At 72.7% G+C, this 18,254-nt stretch carries 8 protein-coding genes; 2 read left to right on the top strand and 6 right to left on the bottom strand.

Annotated elements, in window-relative coordinates; translation table 11 throughout:
- Positions 1–1,958: M4 family metallopeptidase (locus ACFY2K_RS23180; protein WP_380592552.1), on the bottom strand; the 1,958-nt coding region annotated here is incomplete at its 3' end.
- 651 nt (positions 1,959–2,609) lie between these two features.
- The gene (gene pulA / locus ACFY2K_RS23175) at positions 2,610–8,165 is read right to left on the bottom strand and encodes a pullulanase-type alpha-1,6-glucosidase (RefSeq protein WP_387713625.1); all 5,556 of its coding nucleotides are present in this window, start codon (positions 8,163–8,165) and stop codon (positions 2,610–2,612) included.
- 317 nt (positions 8,166–8,482) lie between these two features.
- On the opposite strand from pulA, the gene ACFY2K_RS23170 reads away from it, so the two are divergent.
- Positions 8,483–9,445, top strand: coding sequence for a phosphatase PAP2 family protein (locus ACFY2K_RS23170; protein WP_380592556.1), 963 nt, complete (start codon positions 8,483–8,485; stop codon positions 9,443–9,445).
- A gap of 292 nt (positions 9,446–9,737) precedes the next feature.
- Here ACFY2K_RS23170 and ACFY2K_RS23165 read toward each other — a convergent pair whose 3' ends face one another.
- Positions 9,738–12,764: a bifunctional [glutamine synthetase] adenylyltransferase/[glutamine synthetase]-adenylyl-L-tyrosine phosphorylase gene (locus ACFY2K_RS23165; RefSeq protein WP_380644234.1), complete on the bottom strand. Its 3,027-nt coding sequence runs from the start codon at positions 12,762–12,764 to the stop codon at positions 9,738–9,740.
- 191 nt (positions 12,765–12,955) lie between these two features.
- Positions 12,956–14,317, bottom strand: a complete 1,362-nt coding sequence (gene glnA, locus ACFY2K_RS23160) for a type I glutamate--ammonia ligase (protein ID WP_375892633.1) — start codon at positions 14,315–14,317, stop codon at positions 12,956–12,958.
- Between the two features lie 175 nt (positions 14,318–14,492).
- On the opposite strand from glnA, the gene ACFY2K_RS23155 reads away from it, so the two are divergent.
- Positions 14,493–16,247, top strand: a complete 1,755-nt coding sequence (locus ACFY2K_RS23155) for an NAD+ synthase (protein ID WP_380527398.1) — start codon at positions 14,493–14,495, stop codon at positions 16,245–16,247.
- A 29-nt stretch (positions 16,248–16,276) separates the two neighbouring features.
- Here ACFY2K_RS23155 and ACFY2K_RS23150 read toward each other — a convergent pair whose 3' ends face one another.
- The gene (locus ACFY2K_RS23150; RefSeq protein ID WP_380592560.1) at positions 16,277–17,320 is read right to left on the bottom strand and encodes an endonuclease/exonuclease/phosphatase family protein; all 1,044 of its coding nucleotides are present in this window, start codon (positions 17,318–17,320) and stop codon (positions 16,277–16,279) included.
- Positions 17,321–17,516: 196 nt separating this feature from the next.
- Positions 17,517–18,146: a TetR/AcrR family transcriptional regulator gene (locus tag ACFY2K_RS23145; protein ID WP_375892637.1), complete on the bottom strand. Its 630-nt coding sequence runs from the start codon at positions 18,144–18,146 to the stop codon at positions 17,517–17,519.
- Positions 18,147–18,254 lie beyond the last annotated feature (108 nt).

The following is an 18,254-nucleotide window of genomic DNA, read 5'->3' as shown; positions in this document are numbered from 1 at the left end:
ATCACACCGCTCGAAGCCGTCCACGGCGACGCCGTCCCGGTCTCGAAGCCCGGGTTGCCGAGCAGCTGCGCCGGGGTGCAGGAACCGCCGCCACCGCCGGTGACCGTCCAGGTGAAGCTGGCCGTACCGGACTTGCCGGCCGAGTCCTTCACCGTGACCGTCACGTTGGAGCTGCCCGCGGCGGTCGGGGAGCCGGTGATCGCACCGGTGTTGGCGTTGATGGCCAGGCCGGCCGGCAGCCCGGTGGCCGAGTAGGACAGCGGCGCCGTCCCGCCCGAGGCCTTGATCTGCAGGTTGACCGAGGCGCCCACCGCGGTGGACTGGTTGCCCGGGCTGGTGACGGTGACGCCGCCCGGATTGGGCAGCGAGCCGACGTTGACGGCGGCCCAGGCGGTGGCGACCGCGTTGTACTCGGCGCTGTTGGCGCCGTACAGGTCGGTGGCCGCGTTCAGGGTCGCGGTGCGGGCGGCGGCGTAGTCGGTGGTGGAGGTCATGTAGGCGGTCAGCGCCTTGTACCAGACCTGCAGCGCCTTGTCGCGGCCGATGCCGGAGACGGTGATGTTGTTGACCGTCGGGCTGTTGTAGTTGAAGCCGTTGATGGTCTTCGCGCCGCTGCCCTCGGACAGCAGGTAGAAGAAGTGGTTGGCCACGCCGGACGAGTAGTGCACGTCCAGGTTGCCGACGCCCGAGTACCAGGAGTCGGCCGAGGTGCCGTCCTTGGAGGGCTTGTCCATGTAGCGCAGCGGCGTGCCGTTGCCGTTGATGTCGATCAGCTCGCCGATCAGGTAGTTCGGCGGGTTGGCGGGCAGGTTGGCGTAGAACTCGACGCCGGTGCCCATGATGTCGGAGGTCGCCTCGTTGAGGCCGCCGGACTCGCCCGAGTAGTTCAGGTTGGCGGTGGCCGAGGTGACGCCGTGGCTCATCTCGTGGCCGGAGACGTCGAGTTCGGTGAGCGGGTGGGTGTCGCCGCTGCCGTCGCCGTAGGTCATGCAGAAGCAGCCGTCGTCCCAGAACGCGTTGACGTAGCCGGTGTCGTAGTGCACCCGGCTCATCGCGCCGACGCCGTCGTTCTTGATGCCGTTGCGGCCGAAGTTGTTCTTGTAGAAGTCCCAGGTGACGGCGGCACCGTACTGGGCGTCGACGGCCGCCGACTCGCGGTTGCTGGCCTGGCCGTTGCCCCAGGTGTCGGAGGACTTGGAGAACAGCGTGCCGTTGCCGGAGGTGCCGTTCTTCATGTCGGTGGTGTACTGGCCGCCGCGGGTGGCGTCCTTGAGCGAGTAGGTGGAGCCGCTCTGGGTGGTGGTCAGCGGGACGGTGCCGACGAAGACGCCGGTGCCGGAGCCGCGCTTGATGCCGTCGGCCTTGCTGAGCACGGCACCGGTCTTGGCGTCGGTGACGACGTGCAGCTTGCTCGGGGTGCCGTCCGACTCGCGGCCGTTGACCACGGTCTCGTAGGCGAGCTTCGGGGTGCCGTCGGCGGCCCAGACGACCAGCCGGGGCGCGCCCTCGACGGTGCCCTGCTCGGCGGCGAGCGCGGCCTCCTGGGCCTTCGGCGCGGCCAGCGCGGGGGTGGTGCCGACGCCGGCGAGGTTGGCCTCGCTGGCCTTGGTCACGCTCTTGGTGGCGCCGGTGGCGTCCTGGTGGACGATCAGGTCGCCGCCGAGGACGGGGAGCCCGGCGTAGGTGCGCTCGTAGCGCAGGTGGCGAGCGCCGTTGGCGTCCTGGACGACGTCCTTGGTGACCAGCTGCTCCTTGCCGTCCAGGCCGAGCGCCTGGGCCAGGGAGGCGGTCTGCTGGTTCGCCGAGGCGATCAGCGTGGCCCGGCTGGCCTGCTGGTTGGCGACGGCGGTCGGCGCGTCCGGGGCCGCCTGCGCGATCACCGGTATGCCGGTGACCAGCAGCGCGGTGGTGGCGGCCATGACAACCGCTGCCTTCCGGACGTGGGCGTGACGTGACATGCGGACTCCTTTTCCGACCGGCGGACCGGGTGGATCGACCCGGCGTGCACGGTGGAGAGAACCTGGGCCGCGGTTGCGGCGCAGTGGGGGCCCCCGCCGGGTGCAACGGGGGTGCGGTTGCCGTGCTGTGCATGGCGTTGCGTGTGCGTCGGCGTTGCAGTGCGGTGCGGTGCGGTGCTCGCAAGTCGTGCAGGTTCGTTGCAAGGTCGGGAGGCGCTGCACCTGAACTCGGACAGCCGCACCGGGGGGTGGGGCCCCCTCGTCTGCAGCCGGAGGAATCGTGGCAGCAAACGCGCCGTTAATGACAGATGCATGCCACCGATTGGCCGATTAATTACCGAAACCGTATGCACGACGCTTAGTCAGTTGTGTTACGGCATGACGAAGTCTTGAACACGGTTTTCATGCCCTTGGCAAAGTTCGATCACCACCGGAGGTGACTGACCAGCGGTCAGGGCCGGCGCCCGCCCCGACCGGGGCCCGGCAGCGCCGCACCGGGGCGGCACGTCACACTTCCGGCCGTGCCACCGCCGGTTTCCGGCCATTCCCCGGCCGGAACGGAACCGGGCCCCGCACCACCCGGCCGGAACGGAACCGGGCCCCGCTCCGCCCGGACGGCGGTGCGGGGCCCGGGAGCCGGGGCCGGCGGGATCAGCCCTGCACGAACACCGCCACGGTGCGACCCGGCACGGTGAACGTGCCGGTGGCCGCGTCGAAGCCGGACTGCTGCACCACCCGGTCCACCCCGCCCGCCTGGACGGGGTGCAGCGCCTGGCTCGTCCCCTTCGCGGCGGCCACGGTCTGCGCCTGCGTGGCGGGCGTGGCGTTGACGACGACGGTGATGCCCTTCGCCGCCCCCGCCAGCCCGGTGCCGTCCAGGTGCAGGGTGATCACCCCGGGCGTCTCACCGGGCGTGCCGGAGAGCGGGTACGACAGCCGCTGCTGGACGTCGGCCAGGGTCGGCAGCGAGAACAGCGGCGAGGACTGCTTGATCCGCAGGAACTCCTGGAACTGCGCGGTGGTCGCCCGGATGTCGGCCGCCCCCACGGTCAGCCGCGGGTTCGCCAGCAGGGACTTCGCGGTCGGCCAGAGCTCCTGGTTGTCCTTGGCCGGCGGCAGGCCGCGGCCCCAGCCGTTGCCCTGCGAGGCCCCCGTCAAGGGATCGGGCCAGTGGATCGCGTTGAACCAGTCCCCGGAGTCGTAGGAGTTGGAGTCCAGCGACTTGGAGCGCAGCAGGTCGCTGCCCGCCTGGGCGAAGCCCGCGCCCTGGGTGAGCGCGGTCAGCGACAGCCCGAGCGCCTGCATCCGGGCCCGGTCGGCGGGCGCGGTGGTGGTCGGCAGTTTGTACGCGAGCGCGTCGAACAGGTCGGTGTTGTCGTGGGCGTCCACGTACTCCACCGCCTCGCCCGGCTTCGCCGCGTACCCGGTCGGGGCGCCGTTGTAGTCGACCTGGGCCCCGGTGACGGTCTTCCCCGAGCTGTCGGTGAAGGAGTAGCCGGCCAGGTTGCCGGTGAGGCCGACCTTCAACTGGTCCATCTGGTGCAGCAGTCGGGCCTTCTGCTCCTGCGGGCTGCCGTTCGCGGGCGAGCCGTTGGGGTCGGTGTACAGGCCCGAGGCGAAGCCCTGCTGCGGCGCGGAGCCGAGCATGAAGTTGCCGCCGCGGGCGGCGTCGCGGAGCCGGTCGTCGAAGGTGGCGATGCCGGTGCCGGCCATGTTGGCCTGGGTGGCCTGCGGGAACCGGGCGTCGTTCGCGACGGTGCCGAAGTTCCAGCCCTCGCCGTAGAGGAAGACGTTCCTGCCGTCCACGCCGTCCGACTCGGGCGTCATCCTGCCCAGCGCCGCCTGGACGTCCAGCATGGTGGACTTCGGGTCCAGGCCCATCAGGTCGAAGCGGAAGCCGTCGACCTGGTACTCCCGGGCCCACAGCGTCACCGAGTCGACCACCAGCCGGTTCATCATGGCGTGTTCGGGCGCGGTGTCGGCGCAGCAGCTGTCCGTCGTCACCTTGCCGTCGGCGTCCAGCCGCTGGTAGTAGCCGGGCACCACCTTGTCGAGCACCGAGTGGTCGGCCTGGCCGGCGGCGGCGGTGTGGTTGTAGACCACGTCCAGCACCACCCGCAGTCCGGCCGCGTGCAGCGCCTGGACCATCTGCCGGAACTGCACGGTCCGGGCCGTCCCGTTCGGGTCCGTCGCGTAGGACCCCTCCGGCACGTTGTAGTGCAGCGGGTCGTAGCCCCAGTTGTAGGCGTCGTCGGCGGCCACGGCCGCCACGCACTCCTGCTGCTTCGGGCCGTCCGGGGGGAGGGACTTGAGGTCGCAGGCGGGGAGCTTCTGGTCCGCCCGGTTCTCCCGGATGGTGGCGATGTCGAAGGTCGGCAGCAGGTGCACCGTCGTCACCCCGGCCTTGGCGAGGTCCCGCAGGTGCTGCATCCCGGCCGAGTTCGACTCGGTGAAGGCCAGGTAGGTGCCGCGCTCGGCGGCCGGGACGGTGGTGTCCTCCACCGAGAAGTCCCGGACGTGGAGTTCCTGGATCTGCTGCTGCGCGGGCGGGACGGCCTTCGGGCGGGTCTGGTCGTCCCAGCCGGCCGGCTTGAGCTCCTTGGCGTCCAGGTCGGCGACCAGGCTGCGCCGGGAGTCGGTGGAGAGTGCCACCGAGTACGGGTCGGTGACGGTGTTGACCACCACCTGCTGCACCGAGGGCGCCCAGACCTTCACCTGGTACAGGTAGTACTTGCCGTCCAACTCCTCGCGGTCCCGGACGACTTCCCACACCCCGGTCTCGTCGTCCAGCGTCATCGGCAGCGTCCTCGGGGTGCCCCCGGTGGCGCTGTCGAAGACCTGGACGGACACCTGCTGGGCGGTCGGCGCCCAGAGCGAGAGGGCGACCTTGCCGTCGTAGTGGGCCGGGCCGAAGTCCACCTTGCCGGTGCGGCGGGCGTACAGGTCGTCCAGTACGCCGGGGGTCTGCACCCCGGTGCCGGCCAGCACGGCGCCGCTGGGCAGGTGTTCGGTGAACAGCAGCTGGCTGCGCAGCGCCGCCGGGACGCGGGCGGTGTCCCGCTTGTCCACGGTGAAGGCCCGGTAGCCCGCCAGGTGCGGGTACGCGGCCTTCTGGGCGTCGGTCAGCCCGCCCGCGACGGGGGTGAGGCGGATCCACTTCCCGGGCTTGGTCAGCACGCCCTTGTCGGCGCGGATGCCGCCCTCGGGGTCGTAGACCAGCTGGGCGCTGGTGCCGCCGGCCAGGGCCTGGTCGGTGGCGCCGTAGTTCGCCGGGACGACGACGGTCCGCGCGTCGATCCACTGGGCCTTGGCGCTGCCGAGGTCCAACTGCGAGGCGGCGGCCGGGTTCTGCGGCAGCAGGTAGCCCTCGCGGCCGCCGAGGATCCACACCTCCTTGCCGTTGACGGCGAAGTCCAGCGACTGGTCGGCGGGCAGGTCCTTGTCGTTGCCGTTGTGCAGGATGTAGCTGAGGCTGGTCGCCCCGGGGGCGAGCGGGACCTCGAAGACGGCGCCGAAGGCGTCGCGGCGCACCGGCAGCAGCGGCTTGCCCCAGTCGGTGGGGGCGGCGGCGCCGGTCCAGTCGTGCAGGCCCCAGCCGTCGTAGGTGCCGTCGGCCCGGTTGTAGTGGATGACGGCGGTGTTCGCGGGCTGGGTGTTCGCCGGGCCGGGGTTCGTGGTGCGGACGGTCGGGTCGCCCTGCTTCAACCACACCTCGCCGCCGCTGCCCAGGTCGAGGTGGCGGTCGGCGTCGACGTCCTTGACGCCGTTCTTCTCCACGACGAAGCCGAGGTCCGAGGCGCCGGGCTTGAGCCGCACGTAGGCGAAGGCGCCGTACGCGTCCCGCCCGGTGAAGGGGTGCCCGGCCGGCCAGGTGGTGCCCTCGCCGTCGGCGAGGTCGCCCCAGGCGTACAGGTTCCAGCCGTCGTAGTCGCCGTCCGGCCGGTTGTAGTGGACGACGGCGTACGGGCGGGCGCCGGCGGTGGGCACCGGCTGGGGAGCGGGGGTGCCGGTGGTGAAGCTCGCGGTGGTGGAGCGCAGGTGGCCGCTGGAGTCCTGGAGGACGGCCTTGTAGCGCACCACCGTGCCGGGGGCGGCGGCGCTCAGGTCCTGGGTCACCGCGAAGAGTCGTCGGCCGTCGGAGCCGGACGTCCCGGTGTCGGCGGTGCCGAGCGTCCGCCACGGCCCGTTGCCGGTCTGCGCGGCGAACGTCACGCGGTTGAAGCCGCCGCCGTCCGCCTTCGCCCCGATCGTCACGAGCCCGGTCGAACCGTCCGCCGGCGGTTGCACCGACAGCTGCGGCGCGGCGGCGACCGGCGCGAGCCGGGCGCCGGCCTTGAGGACGACGGAGGACAGCGCCGGAACGGTGACGGTCACCTTGCGGTCGGCGCCGCTGGTGAGCCGCGGTCCGGCCGCGGGGTAGGCCGGGTCGAAGCCCATCCCCGCGGAGAAGGTGTCCAGCGTGACGGTCTTCGCCTCGGTGGCGTTGTTGACCGCCACCAGGTACTCGACCTGCTGCCCGGCGTCGATCCGGGAGAAGGCGTACACGCCCGGGCCGTCGGCGGCGTAGCGCTGGATCTGCGCCCCGTCGGCGAGCGCCGGGTTGTCGCGGCGCAGCTTCGCCAGGCCGGCGATGCCCTGGTAGAGCTCGCCGCCCTGCCCGTACCGGTCGGCCGCCCCCGAGGGGCCGCCGAGCACCCGGTCGGCGTTGTAGGAGGGCGTCTTCGAGGCGAACACGTCCTGCCGGGCGTCCTTGTCGCCGCCCGCGCCGGTGAAGCCCTGCTCGTCGCCGTAGTAGACGACGGGCTGGCCGCGGGTGAGGAACTGCAGCTCGTTGCCGAGCCGGTCCTTCTTGAGCAGGGTGGCGTCGTCGGCGCCCGGGTTGTCGGCGAGCAGGAAGGAGCCGAAGCGGCCCATGTCGTGGTTGCCGAGGAAGGTCGGCAGCTCGTAGGCGTCGGTGTCGGCGCCGGTGTAGCGGTAGTCCTGGCCGTAGACGTCGGCGAGGTCGCGCGCCGAGCCGCCCTGGGAGACGTACGAGCGGGCCGCGCCCTGGAACGGGAAGTCCAGGGTGGCCTGGAGCTTGCCCTTGGTGACGTAGGGCGAGGTGACGGCCGGGTCGCCGGAGTAGACCTCGCCGAACATGAAGAACTTCCGGTTGCCCTGCTTGGTGGCGAAGTCCTTGAGCGCGGGCGCCCATTGCTGCCAGAAGGCCATGTCGACGTGCTTGACGGTGTCGATCCGGAAGCCGTCCACCCCGGCGTCCTTGACCCACTGCTGGTAGACCTGCTCGAAGCCCTTGACCACCCGGGGGTTCTGGGTGTCCAGGTCGTCCAGGCCGTTGAAGTCGCCCTCGGTGGCGGACTCTCCGACGAAGGTCGAGTCGCCCCGGTTGTGGTAGAGCGCCGGGTCGTTGAGCCAGGACGGGGTCTTGGCGGTGGCGTCCGCGGGCTTGCGGAAGACCGGGGTGTAGGGGAAGGAGTCCTTGGTGATCTTCGGCCAGGGGGCGCCCGCGGCGGCGATCGCGGTCTCGTCGACCGGGTTGCCGTCCGCGTCGAGGGTCGGGTAGGCGCCGGTGGAGCGGTAGGAGTGCTGCTGCTCCGCGTCGTCGATGACGTCGGCGGTGTGGTTGGTGATGACGTCGAAGAAGACCTTGATGCCGCGCGCGTGCGCCTTGGCTATCAGTTCCTTGAGCTGGTCGTTGGTGCCGAAGTGCGGGTCGACCTGGGTGAAGTCGGTGATCCAGTAGCCGTGGTAGCCGGCCGAGGCGTCGGCCCCGCTGCCCTGCACCGGCTTGTTCTTGAAGATCGGGGCCAGCCAGATCGCGGTGGTGCCGAGGTTCTGGACGTAGTCGAGCTTCTGGATCAGGCCGGCCAGGTCGCCGCCGTGGTAGAAGCCCTTGTCGGTCGGGTCGAGGCCGTTGTCCAGCCGTCCGCCGGTGATGCCCCCGGTGTCGTTGGCGGTGTCGCCGTTGGCGAAGCGGTCGGGCAGGACGAAGTAGAACTGCTCGCGGGTGAGGTCGTGCCGTCCGGCGGTGGCCGCCAGGGCGGCGTCCGAGGGCGGGGGCGGCGGAGCCGCGGCGAGGGCCGCGGGGGCACCGCCGAGGGTGGCGGCGGTCAGCGCGGCGGCCAGCAGGACGGCCGTGCGGCCGGGTCTGCGGGCGGGTCCGCGGGGAGGACTGCTCCGTCGGGGGCGGAGCGGCGTATCGGCCACTGAGGGGCTCCCTTAGGGGAAGGGGCGATCGATTTCCCAGGAAGCTAGCGGCCTGCAATCCGTTTCAGCAAGATGCAGAAAGCGTTTCGTCCCGGGAAATTCCAGGCCACCGGCCCGCCCGGCCACCCCGGTTACGCTCGAACGGCCGAGCGCGTGACAATGGGACGTATGTCCGTCCCACCGGTAAGCACCAGACCCGACCGCACCCCCTACCCCGGTGGGATCCGCCCCCTACCCCTGGAGGGGGACAGCCGGTGAAGAATCCACTTCCAGAGGATGAGCAGACGGCTACGAGTGGTCTGGCAGACTTCTCGTCCATGGGGGAACCGACCGAGATCCAGCGAGGCGACGCCCGGCGCGCCGACGCGGCCCGCGGTGGCGGCTCCGAGGCGACCGAGGCCACCCCGGCCCGGCTGCCCGAAGGAGCCACCCGTGCCGCCCAGTCCCGCACCGCCGCCCTGCGCGGCCGCATCCGGGACCAGCGGCGCTCACCCGCCCGGCCGCGGATCTGGTTCGAGCTCGCCCTGATCGGGATCAGCTACTGGCTCTACTCCCTCGTGCGCAACGCCGTCCCGGAGCAGGAAGCGATAGCCCAGAAGCACGCACGCTGGATCTGGGACCTGGAGAAGGACCTCGGCATCGCGGTCGAGCGCTCGATCAACCACGCCGTGGACAGCGTCGGGTGGCTCATCACCGGGATGAACTACTACTACGCGACCCTGCACTTCATCATCACCATCGGTGTGCTGGTCTGGCTCTACCGCAGCCACCCCGGCCGCTACGTCGCCGCCCGCACGGTGCTGTTCGTCACCACCGGGATCGCCCTGGTCGGCTTCTACTTCTTCCCGCTGGCCCCGCCGCGGCTGATGACCGACGGCGGCTTCATCGACACCGTGCAGGCCCACCACACCTGGGGCTCGTTCGCCTCCGGGCCCGCCGCGCACGTCTCCAACCTGTACGCGGCGATGCCCTCGATGCACATCGGCTGGTCGATGTGGTGCGGTCTGACGATCTTCTTCCTGGCCCGCCGGACCTGGGTCCGGGTGCTCGGACTGATGTACCCGGCGGCCACCCTGGTGGTCATCATCTCGACCGCCAACCACTTCTGGATGGACGCCGTCGGCGGCGAGATCTGCCTGACGGTCGGCTTCCTGGCCGCCCGCTGGCTGTACCACGAGTGGGTGTACAAGCTGCCGCGGGTGCCCGCCCGGGAGCAGGCCGAGGAGCCGGTCACCGTGCCGGAGCAGTGGAGCGAGCCGGCGGTCGGCGCACGGCGCTAGGGCCTGTCCGGCGGATCTTGCCAGGCGCGCGACGCCGGGCATCCCGCCTGGACGCACGCCCGAATCGCCCAAGTACGTCCAGTACGAGGCCGACTCGGGCGCACGCCCAGCCGGGCGCCCAACGCCGCGCGCTGATCTGCCAAGATCCGCCGGACAGGCCCTAGCCGACGGCCGAGGGACGAGGGACGAGCCACCAGGAGGGGCCCCTGATCCAGGGGCCCCTTTCGCGTACCCGCCGACCCCTCCCGACCGGCCTCGCGCGCTCCGGTCGGCTCCCGCGCTCCGGTCGGACTCAGGCCGACCCGTAGAACAGCCGGTCCACCACCGCCCGGGCCCGCCGGGTGGTGCGCCGGTAGTCGTCCACCAGCTCCCCGCTGTGCCCGGCGCCGTACCCGAGGTAGCGGGCCACCCCGGCCAGCTCCCGGGCCTCCCCGGGGAAGCTGTCCCCCGGCCGCCCGCGCACCAGCATCACCGCGGAGCGCACCCGGGAGGCCAGCACCCACGCCGCCTCCAGCACCTCCGCGTCGGCCGGCTCCACCAGCCCGGCCCCGACCGCCGCCGCCAGGGCGGCCCTGGTCCGGGTGGTCCGCAGGCCCGGCACCTCGTGCCCGTGCTGGAGCTGGAGCAGCTGCACCGTCCACTCCACGTCCGCCAGCCCGCCCCGGCCGATCTTGGTGTGGGTGGTCGGGTCGGCACCGCGCGGCAGCCGCTCGGCCTCGATCCGCGCCTTGATCCGGCGGATCTCCACCAGGTCCCGCTCCGGCACCCCGGTCCCCGGGTAGCGCAGCGGGTCGATCAGCTGCCGGAACCGCGCGCCCAGCTCCTCGTCCCCGGCCACCGGCTCGGCCCGCAGCAGCGCCTGGCTCTCCCAGGCGTGCGACCAGCGCCGGTAGTACGCCGCGTACGAGGCCAGGGTGCGCACCAGCGGGCCGCTGCGCCCCTCCGGCCGCAGGTCGGCGTCGACCAGCAGCGGCGGCTCGGTGGACGGCGCGGCCAGCAGGGTGCGCAGCTCGTTGCAGACCGCCTGGGCCGCCCGGGCCGCGTCCTGCTCCAGCGAGCCGAGCAGCGGCTCGTGGACGAAGAGCACGTCCGCGTCCGAGCCGTAGCCCAGCTCGTGCCCGCCGAAGCGGCCCATCGCGATCACCGCGATCCGGGTCGGCAGGTCCCCATGCTCGGCCTCCCAGCCGGCCACGCAGGCGCGCAGCGCGCCCTGGAGGGTGGCGGCGTTGAGCGCGGTCAGCGCCTCCCCCGCGACGTCCAGCGCCTCGGCCGGGTCGTCGCCGAGCCGGCCCAGCACGTCCGCGGCGGCCGTCCGGAACAGCTCCCGGCGGCGCACCGAGCGGGCGGCGGCAACAGCGGCGGCGGCGGACCCGGCCCGGCCGACGGCGGCCAGTATCTCCGACTGGAGCGCCGCCCGGCCGCGCGGCACCGGGCCCTGCGGGTCGCCCAGCATGGCCACCGCCTCGGGGGCGCGCAGCAGCAGGTCGGGGGCGAGCCGGCCGGCCGACAGCACCCGGGCGAGCTGCTCGGCGGCGGCGCTCTCGTCCCGCAGCAGCCGCAGGTACCAGGGGGTGCGGCCGAGCGCGTCGGAGACCTGGCGGAAATTGAGCAGTCCGGCGTCCGGGTCGGCCGACTCGGCGAACCAGCCGAGCAGCACCGGCAGCAGGGTGCGCTGGATCGCGGCCTTGCGGCTGACCCCGGAGGCGAGCGCGCTGATGTGCCGCAGCGCGGCGGCCGGGTCGGTGTAGCCGAGCGCCTCCAGCCGGGCCCGGGCCGCCTCCGGGGTCAACCCGGCCGCGCCGGGCGGCAGTTCGGCGACGGCGTCGAGCAGCGGCCGGTAGAACAGCTTCTCGTGCAGCCGCCGCACCTCCACCGCGTGCCGCTTCCACTCGCGCTGCAGCGCGGCCACCGGGTCGGAGCGGGTGTCGTCGTTGATCAGCGCGGCGAGCGAGCGGGCGAGCCGGCGCTGGTCCGCCTCGGCGGTGGGCATCAGGTGGGTGCGGCGCAGCCGGTGCAACTGGATGCGGTGCTCCAGCGAGCGCAGGAAGCGGTACGCGGTGTCCAGCGAGGCGGCGTCCGCCCGGCCGACGTACCCGCCGCGGGAGAGCGCGGCCAGCGCCTCCAGGGTGTTGCCGCTGCGCAGCGCCGGGTCGGTGCGGCCGTGCACCAGCTGGAGCAGCTGGACGGAGAACTCGACGTCGCGCAGCCCGCCCGGGCCGAGCTTGAGCTGGCGGTCGACCTCGGGGGCCGGGATGGAGTCGATCACCCGGCGGCGCATCTGCTGGACGTCGGTGACGAAGTTCTCCCGGGCGGCGGCCTGCCAGACCATCGGGGCGAGCGCCTCGACGTACGCGGCGCCGAGCTCGGCGTCCCCGGCGACCGGGCGGGCCTTGAGCAGGGCCTGGAACTCCCAGGTCTTGGCCCACCGCTGGTAGTAGGCGAGGTGGCTGGCCAGGGTGCGCACCAGCGGGCCGTTGCGGCCCTCCGGGCGCAGGTTGGCGTCCACCGGCCAGATGGTGCCCTCGCCGGTGGTGTCCGAGCAGAGCCGGGTGAGCGCGGCGGCCAGCCGGGTGGCGGCCTTGACGGCCGCGTGCTCGTCCACGCCCTCGCGCGGCTCGGCGACGAAGATGACGTCCACGTCGGAGACGTAGTTGAGTTCGCGGCCGCCGCACTTGCCCATCCCGATCACCGCGAGCCGGCAGGCCGCGGCGGCCTCCGGGTCCTGCTCGGCGGCGAGGTCCAGGGCGGTCTGGAGGGTGGCGCCGGCCAGGTCGGCGAGTTCGGCGGCGGTCTGGGCGAGGTCGGTGGTGCCGGTGAGGTCGCGGGCGGCGATGGCCAGCAGGCAGCGCCGGTAGGCGATCCGCAGGGCGTTCTCGGGGCTGCGGCCCGCGCCCCCGACGCCCTCGGCGAGGGCGCGGCGGAAGTCCGCCGGACCGGGGTGCATGTCGCGCAGTTCGAAGGTGACCAGCGCGTGCCAGTCGTGCGGGTGCCGGGCCAGGTGGTCGGCGAGCGCGGTGGAGACGCCGAGCACGCCGAGCAGCCGGTCGCGCAGCGGCTTGGAGGTGGTGAGGGTGTCCCGCAGGGTGTGCCGCTCGGCCTCGTCGGCGGCCTCCACCAGCCGGGCCAGGCCCAGCAGCGCGAGGTCGGGGTCGGCGGTGGCGCCGAGCGCGTCCAGCACCACCGGGTCGTCGGCCAGGCCCTCCAGCCCGGGGCCGTCCAGCAGCCGCACCGCCTTCGCGGGATCGGTGAACCCGCGCCGGACCAGCCTGATCTCGGGCCGGCTGACCCGGCTCCCGGCCCGCTGTTCCTCCACCGCCATCGGCCCCTCCATCCCGTCCGCCAAGGGGGCCCGCCCCCGCAGGCAGGTTACGCTCACCGGCGGCCCCGCGCCGGGCGTGACCACCGGGCGGACCGCCCCCGTGACGACGGCCCCGCCACGGCCCGGGCGGGCGACGGCGGGGCCGGAAGAGGTCGGAGCCGCAGCTCACCGCAGGTGCTCGGAGCGCCTGCTCAGAGCACCTGGAGGTTCTTCCGCAGCTCGAACGGGGTCACCTCGGAGCGGTACTCCTCCCACTCCTGGCGCTTGTTGCGCAGGAAGAAGTCGAAGACGTGCTCGCCCAGGGTCTCGGCGACCAGCTCGCTGCGCTGCATCAGGTCGATGGCCTCGCCGAGGTTCTGCGGCATCGGCTGGATGCCGAGGGCGCGGCGCTCGGAGTCGGTCAGCGCCCACACGTCGTCGTCGGCGCCGGGCGGGAGCTCGTAACCCTCCTCGATGCCCTTGAGGCCGGCCGCGAGGGTCACGGCGTAGGCGAGGTACGGGTTGCAGCCGGTGTCCAGGGAGCGGACCTCGATCCGGGTGGAGCCCTGCTTGCCCGGCTTGTACATCGGCACCCGGATCAGCGCCGAGCGGTTGTTGTGGCCCCAGCAGATGTACGAGGGGGCCTCGCCGCCGGCGCCGGCGGTGCGCTGGGAGCCGCCCCAGATCCGCTTGTAGGAGTTCACCCACTGGTTGGTGACGGCGGCCGTCTCGGCGGCGTGCCGCAGCAGGCCGGCGATGAACGAGCGGCCGACCTTGGAGAGCTGGTACTCGGCGCCGGACTCGTGGAAGGCGTTGCGGTCGCCCTCGAAGAGCGAGAGGTGGGTGTGCATGCCGCTGCCGGGGTGCTCGGAGAACGGCTTGGGCATGAAGCTCGCGTGCACGCCCTGCTCCAGCGCGACCTCCTTCATGACCAGGCGGAAGGTCATGATGTTGTCGGCGGTGGACAGCGCGTCGGCGTAGCGCAGGTCGATCTCCTGCTGGCCGGGGGCGCCCTCGTGGTGCGAGAACTCCACCGAGATGCCCATCGACTCCAGCATGGTGATGGCCTGTCGGCGGAAGTCGTGGCCCACCCCGCGCGGGGTGTGGTCGAAGTAGCCGGACTGGTCGGCCGGGATCGGCGCGGTGCCGTCACCGGGCAGGTTCTTCAACAGGAAGAACTCGATCTCGGGGTGGGTGTAGAAGGTGAAGCCCTGGTCGGAGGCCTTCTCCAGGGTGCGCTTGAGCACGAACCTGGGGTCGGCGTAGGAGGGCGAGCCGTCCGGCATCAGGATGTCGCAGAACATCCGCGCGGTGCCCGGGGTCTCCGAGCGCCACGGCAGGATCTGGAAGGTGGTCGGATCCGGCTTGGCGATCATGTCGGATTCGTACACCCGGGCGAATCCCTCGATCGCCGAGCCGTCGAAACCGATGCCCTCCTCGAAGGCCTGCTCCAACTCGGCCGGCGCCACCGCCACCGACTTGAGGAACCCGAGAACATCGGTGAACCACAGCCGGACGAACCGGATGTCACGCTCCTCGAGCGTCCGAAGCACGAACTGCTGCTGCTTGCCCATGGGGACAGTCTCACCTCTGCTCTTTACGCTCGTGTTACGCCCGGGAGGCACCCGGAAGACCTCGTCGAGCGGTTGCCCCCATCATGGCCGATCCCCGCGCGACACGGCAGGGCCGACCCCCCGAGGAGTCGTCCCCACGGGACATTGCGTCAGTTAGACGATTAGACTTCGGACCATGCCCAATCTCCGTCTCGCCCTGAGCCAGATCGACCCCTGGGTCGGTGACCTCGCCCGCAACAGCGAAGAGGTGGTGCGCTGGACCAAGCAGGCCGTGGAGGCCGGTGCCCAGCTGGTCGCGTTCCCCGAGATGGCCCTGACCGGCTACCCGGTCGAGGACCTCGCACTGCGCGGCTCCTTCGTCGAGGCCTCGCGCGGCGCCTTGGTGGAGCTGGCCGGCCGGCTGGCCGACGACGGGCTGGGCGAGGTGCCGGTGGTGGTCGGCTACCTCGGGCGCTCCGACCACCCCTCGCCGCGCTTCAACCGCCCCGCCGGGTCGCCGCAGAACTGCGCCGCGGTGCTGCACCGGGGCGAGGTGCTCACCCGCTTCGCCAAGCACCACCTGCCCAACTACGGCGTGTTCGACGAGTACCGCTGGTTCGTCCCCGGCGACCAGCTGCCGGTGCTGCGGCTGCACGGGGTGGACGTCGCCCTGGCGATCTGCGAGGACATCTGGCAGGACGGCGGCCGGGTCACCGCCGCCCGCGAGGCCGGGGCCGGCCTGCTGCTGGTCGTCAACGGCTCGCCGTACGAACGGAACAAGGACGACCAGCGGCTGGAGCTGGTGCAGCGCCGCGCCGCCGAGGCGGGCTGCACCCTGGCGTACGTCAACATGGTCGGCGGCCAGGACGAGCTGGTCTTCGACGGCGACTCGATCGTGGTCGGCGCGGACGGCGAAGTCCTGGCCCGCGCACCGCAGTTCGAGGAACACCTGGTGCTGCTGGACCTCGACCTGCCGGCCGCCGGCAGCGACCACACCGACGGCCTGCTGCTCAGCGACGGGCTGCACCTGGTCCGCACCGAACTGAGCGACGAGCCGGCCCCGGTGCCCGCCGGCCGGCCCGCCGCCGACATCGCGCCCCGGCTGTCCGACGAGGCCGAGATCTGGGCCGCGCTGGTCTCCGGCACCCGGGCGTACGTGGTCAAGAACGGCTTCCGCTCGGTGCTGATCGGCCTCTCCGGCGGCATCGACTCGGCCCTGGTGGCCGCGATCGCGGTGGACGCGCTCGGCGCCGACCACGTGCACTGCGTCTCGATGCCCAGCCGCTACTCCTCCCAGCACTCCCGGGACGACGCGGCCGAACTGGCCCGCCGCACCGGGCTGCACTTCCGGACCGTCTCCATCGCCCCGATGTTCGACGCCTACCTGGGCGCCACCGAGCTGACCGGCCTGGCCGAGGAGAACCTCCAGTCCCGGCTGCGCGGCACCCTGCTGATGGCGATCTCCAACCAGGAGGGGCACATCGTGCTCGCGCCCGGCAACAAGAGCGAGCTGGCGGTCGGCTACTCCACCCTGTACGGCGACTCGGTGGGCGCCTACGGCCCGATCAAGGACGTCTACAAGTCACTGGTCTTCCGCCTCGCCCGCTGGCGCAACGAGGAGGCCGAGCGGCGCGGCGAGGTGCCGCCGATCCCGGAGAACACCATCAGCAAGCCGCCGTCCGCCGAACTGCGGCCGGACCAGGTGGACGCCGACTCGCTGCCCGACTACGACCTGCTGGACAGCGTGCTGGAGCGCTACATCGAGGGCGACGAGGGCCGGGACGCGATCGTCGCGGCGGGCTTCGACCCGGCCGTGGTGGACCGGGTGGTCCGGCTGGTCGACACCGCCGAGTACAAGCGGCGCCAGTACCCGCCGGGCCCGAAGACCTCGGTGAAGAACTTCGGCCGCGACCGCCGGCTGCCGATCACCAACCGCTGGCGGCGCGGCTGACCGGGCGGCTAGGGCGTGTCTGACACGCCCTAGTTGTAGGTGAAGGCGGCGGCCACCGCGAGGTGGTCGCTGCCGTCCCGGGGCAGGGTGCGGGAGTCCACCGGCCGGAGCCCGCCCTTGCTCATGATCTGGTCGATCCGCGCCATCGGGAACGCCGCGGGCCAGCTGAACCCGAAGCCGTCCCCGGCCGCGCCCTGGGCCGAGCGCATCTGCGAGGTGACCGGCGCCAGGCTGCGGTCGTTCATGGTGCCGTTGAGGTCGCCGAGCAGCAGGACCTTCTTCACCGGCTCGGCCTGCACGGCGTCGCCGAGCGCCTGGGCGCTGATGTCCCGCTGGTGGACGGTGAACCCGCCCTCGGCCTTGAGCCGGACGGACGGCAGGTGGGCGACGTACACCGCGAGCGGGCCCTGCGGGGTGGTGACCTGGGCCCGGAACGCCCTGGTCCAGCCCATCCTCAGGTCCACCGGGGTGACCCCGTCGATCGGGTACTTCGACCAGAGCCCGACCGTCCCCTCCACGGAGTGGTACGGGTACGCCGCGGCGAGCCCGCTCTCGTACTCCCGCAGCTGGCTGCCGGCCAGCTCCTGGAGGGCGACGATCTGGGCGTTCGAGGCCACCAGGCCGCGGATGGTGCCCGGCACGTCGGTGTTGCCCGCGGCGACGTTGTGGCTGACCACCGTCCAGTCGCCCTTGCCGCCGCTCTTGTCGGACAGCAGCCCGCCGAACAGGTTGACCCACAGCACGGCGGGCACCAGCAGGGCGATCAGGGCGGTGGCGGAGCGGCGCAGCAGCGCGGGCACCAGCAGCACCGGGACCGCCAGCCCCACCCAGGGCAGGAAGGTCTCCAGCAGGCTGCCGAGGTTGCCGACGCTGTTCGGCACCCGGGCGTGGAAGCCCAGCAGCACGGCGGTGAGCAGGGCCAGCAGGGCGATCAGCAGTCCGCGCCGCCAGGTGCCGCTGCCGCGGGCGTCCCGGCCCCAGTGCCGCAGGCCGAGGAAGCCGCCGCTGCGGCCGGCGTCCGCGCCCGCACCGCCACGGGACGTGGTCCGTTCGGTGCTGTCCGCCTGCGCCATGCCGTGGCTCCCGTCGCTCGTGCCGTCGCCGGTCCGTCGTCCGGTCCGTGGGGGTACGGGCGCGGTGCCGGACTGGTGCCGGTTTGATCGGTGACCCGGCTCAGCCTATGCCGGGACAGACGCGCGGCCCCGGGAGCGGGTTCCGGCGTGGCCCGCTTTGGTGAGCCAGGCCACGTCGGACACGAAGGAGTGAACCTCAGCGCCGCGCGATGCCGTCGAGCACGGAGTCGACCAGCTGGCGGGACAGGTCCGGGTCCTCCAGGTCGGTGTCGTCCGAGAGGACACTGCGGTAGAGGATCGGCCCCATCAGCAGGTCGCCGAGCAGCTCCACGTCGAGGTCGTCGCGGATCAGGCCCTCGGCGACGGCCCGCCGGATCGCGAGGATCCCGACCTCGCGGCGCGGCTTGATCACCCGCTCCCGGTAGGCGTTGTGCAGCTCCGGCAGGGCCTGCATCTGGCCGAGCGTCGCCTTGAGCACCCAGCGGGTGCGCTTGGCCAGGCCCCGCCGGCGGATGTAGTCGACCATCGCGATCAGGTCCTCGCGGGCGCCGGCGCCGGTGGGGGCCGGGATCGGCTCCTCCAGCCGGCTGACCAGGTCGACCAGCAGGGCCTCCTTGTTGGGCCAGCGCCGGTAGATGGTCGCCTTGCCGACGCCGGCGGCGGTGGCGATGCCCTCGATGGTGAGTTCGGACAGCGCCTTGCCGTCGGCCATCAGGTCCTCGACGGCGGTGAAGATGGCCTGCTCGGCGGCCTCGCTGCGGGGCCGGCCGCGGCGTACCGCCGCGCAGGCCTGCCCGGTGTCGGCGCTCGGCGTGTCCGTCCTCATCCCCGCTGCCTCTCGCTCGCTGGTCCCGGGCGCGCGGGCGCCGCGGTGGGTCCGTCGGTCCGGGCCGGGCGACCCCGTCCAGGACCTGGACCCTGCCGGTCGGGGGCA

It is taken from the genome of Kitasatospora sp. NPDC001309 (assembly GCF_042896295.1).
Lineage (GTDB): Bacteria > Actinomycetota > Actinomycetes > Streptomycetales > Streptomycetaceae > Kitasatospora.
This window is presented reverse-complemented; position numbering and strand designations above follow the sequence as displayed.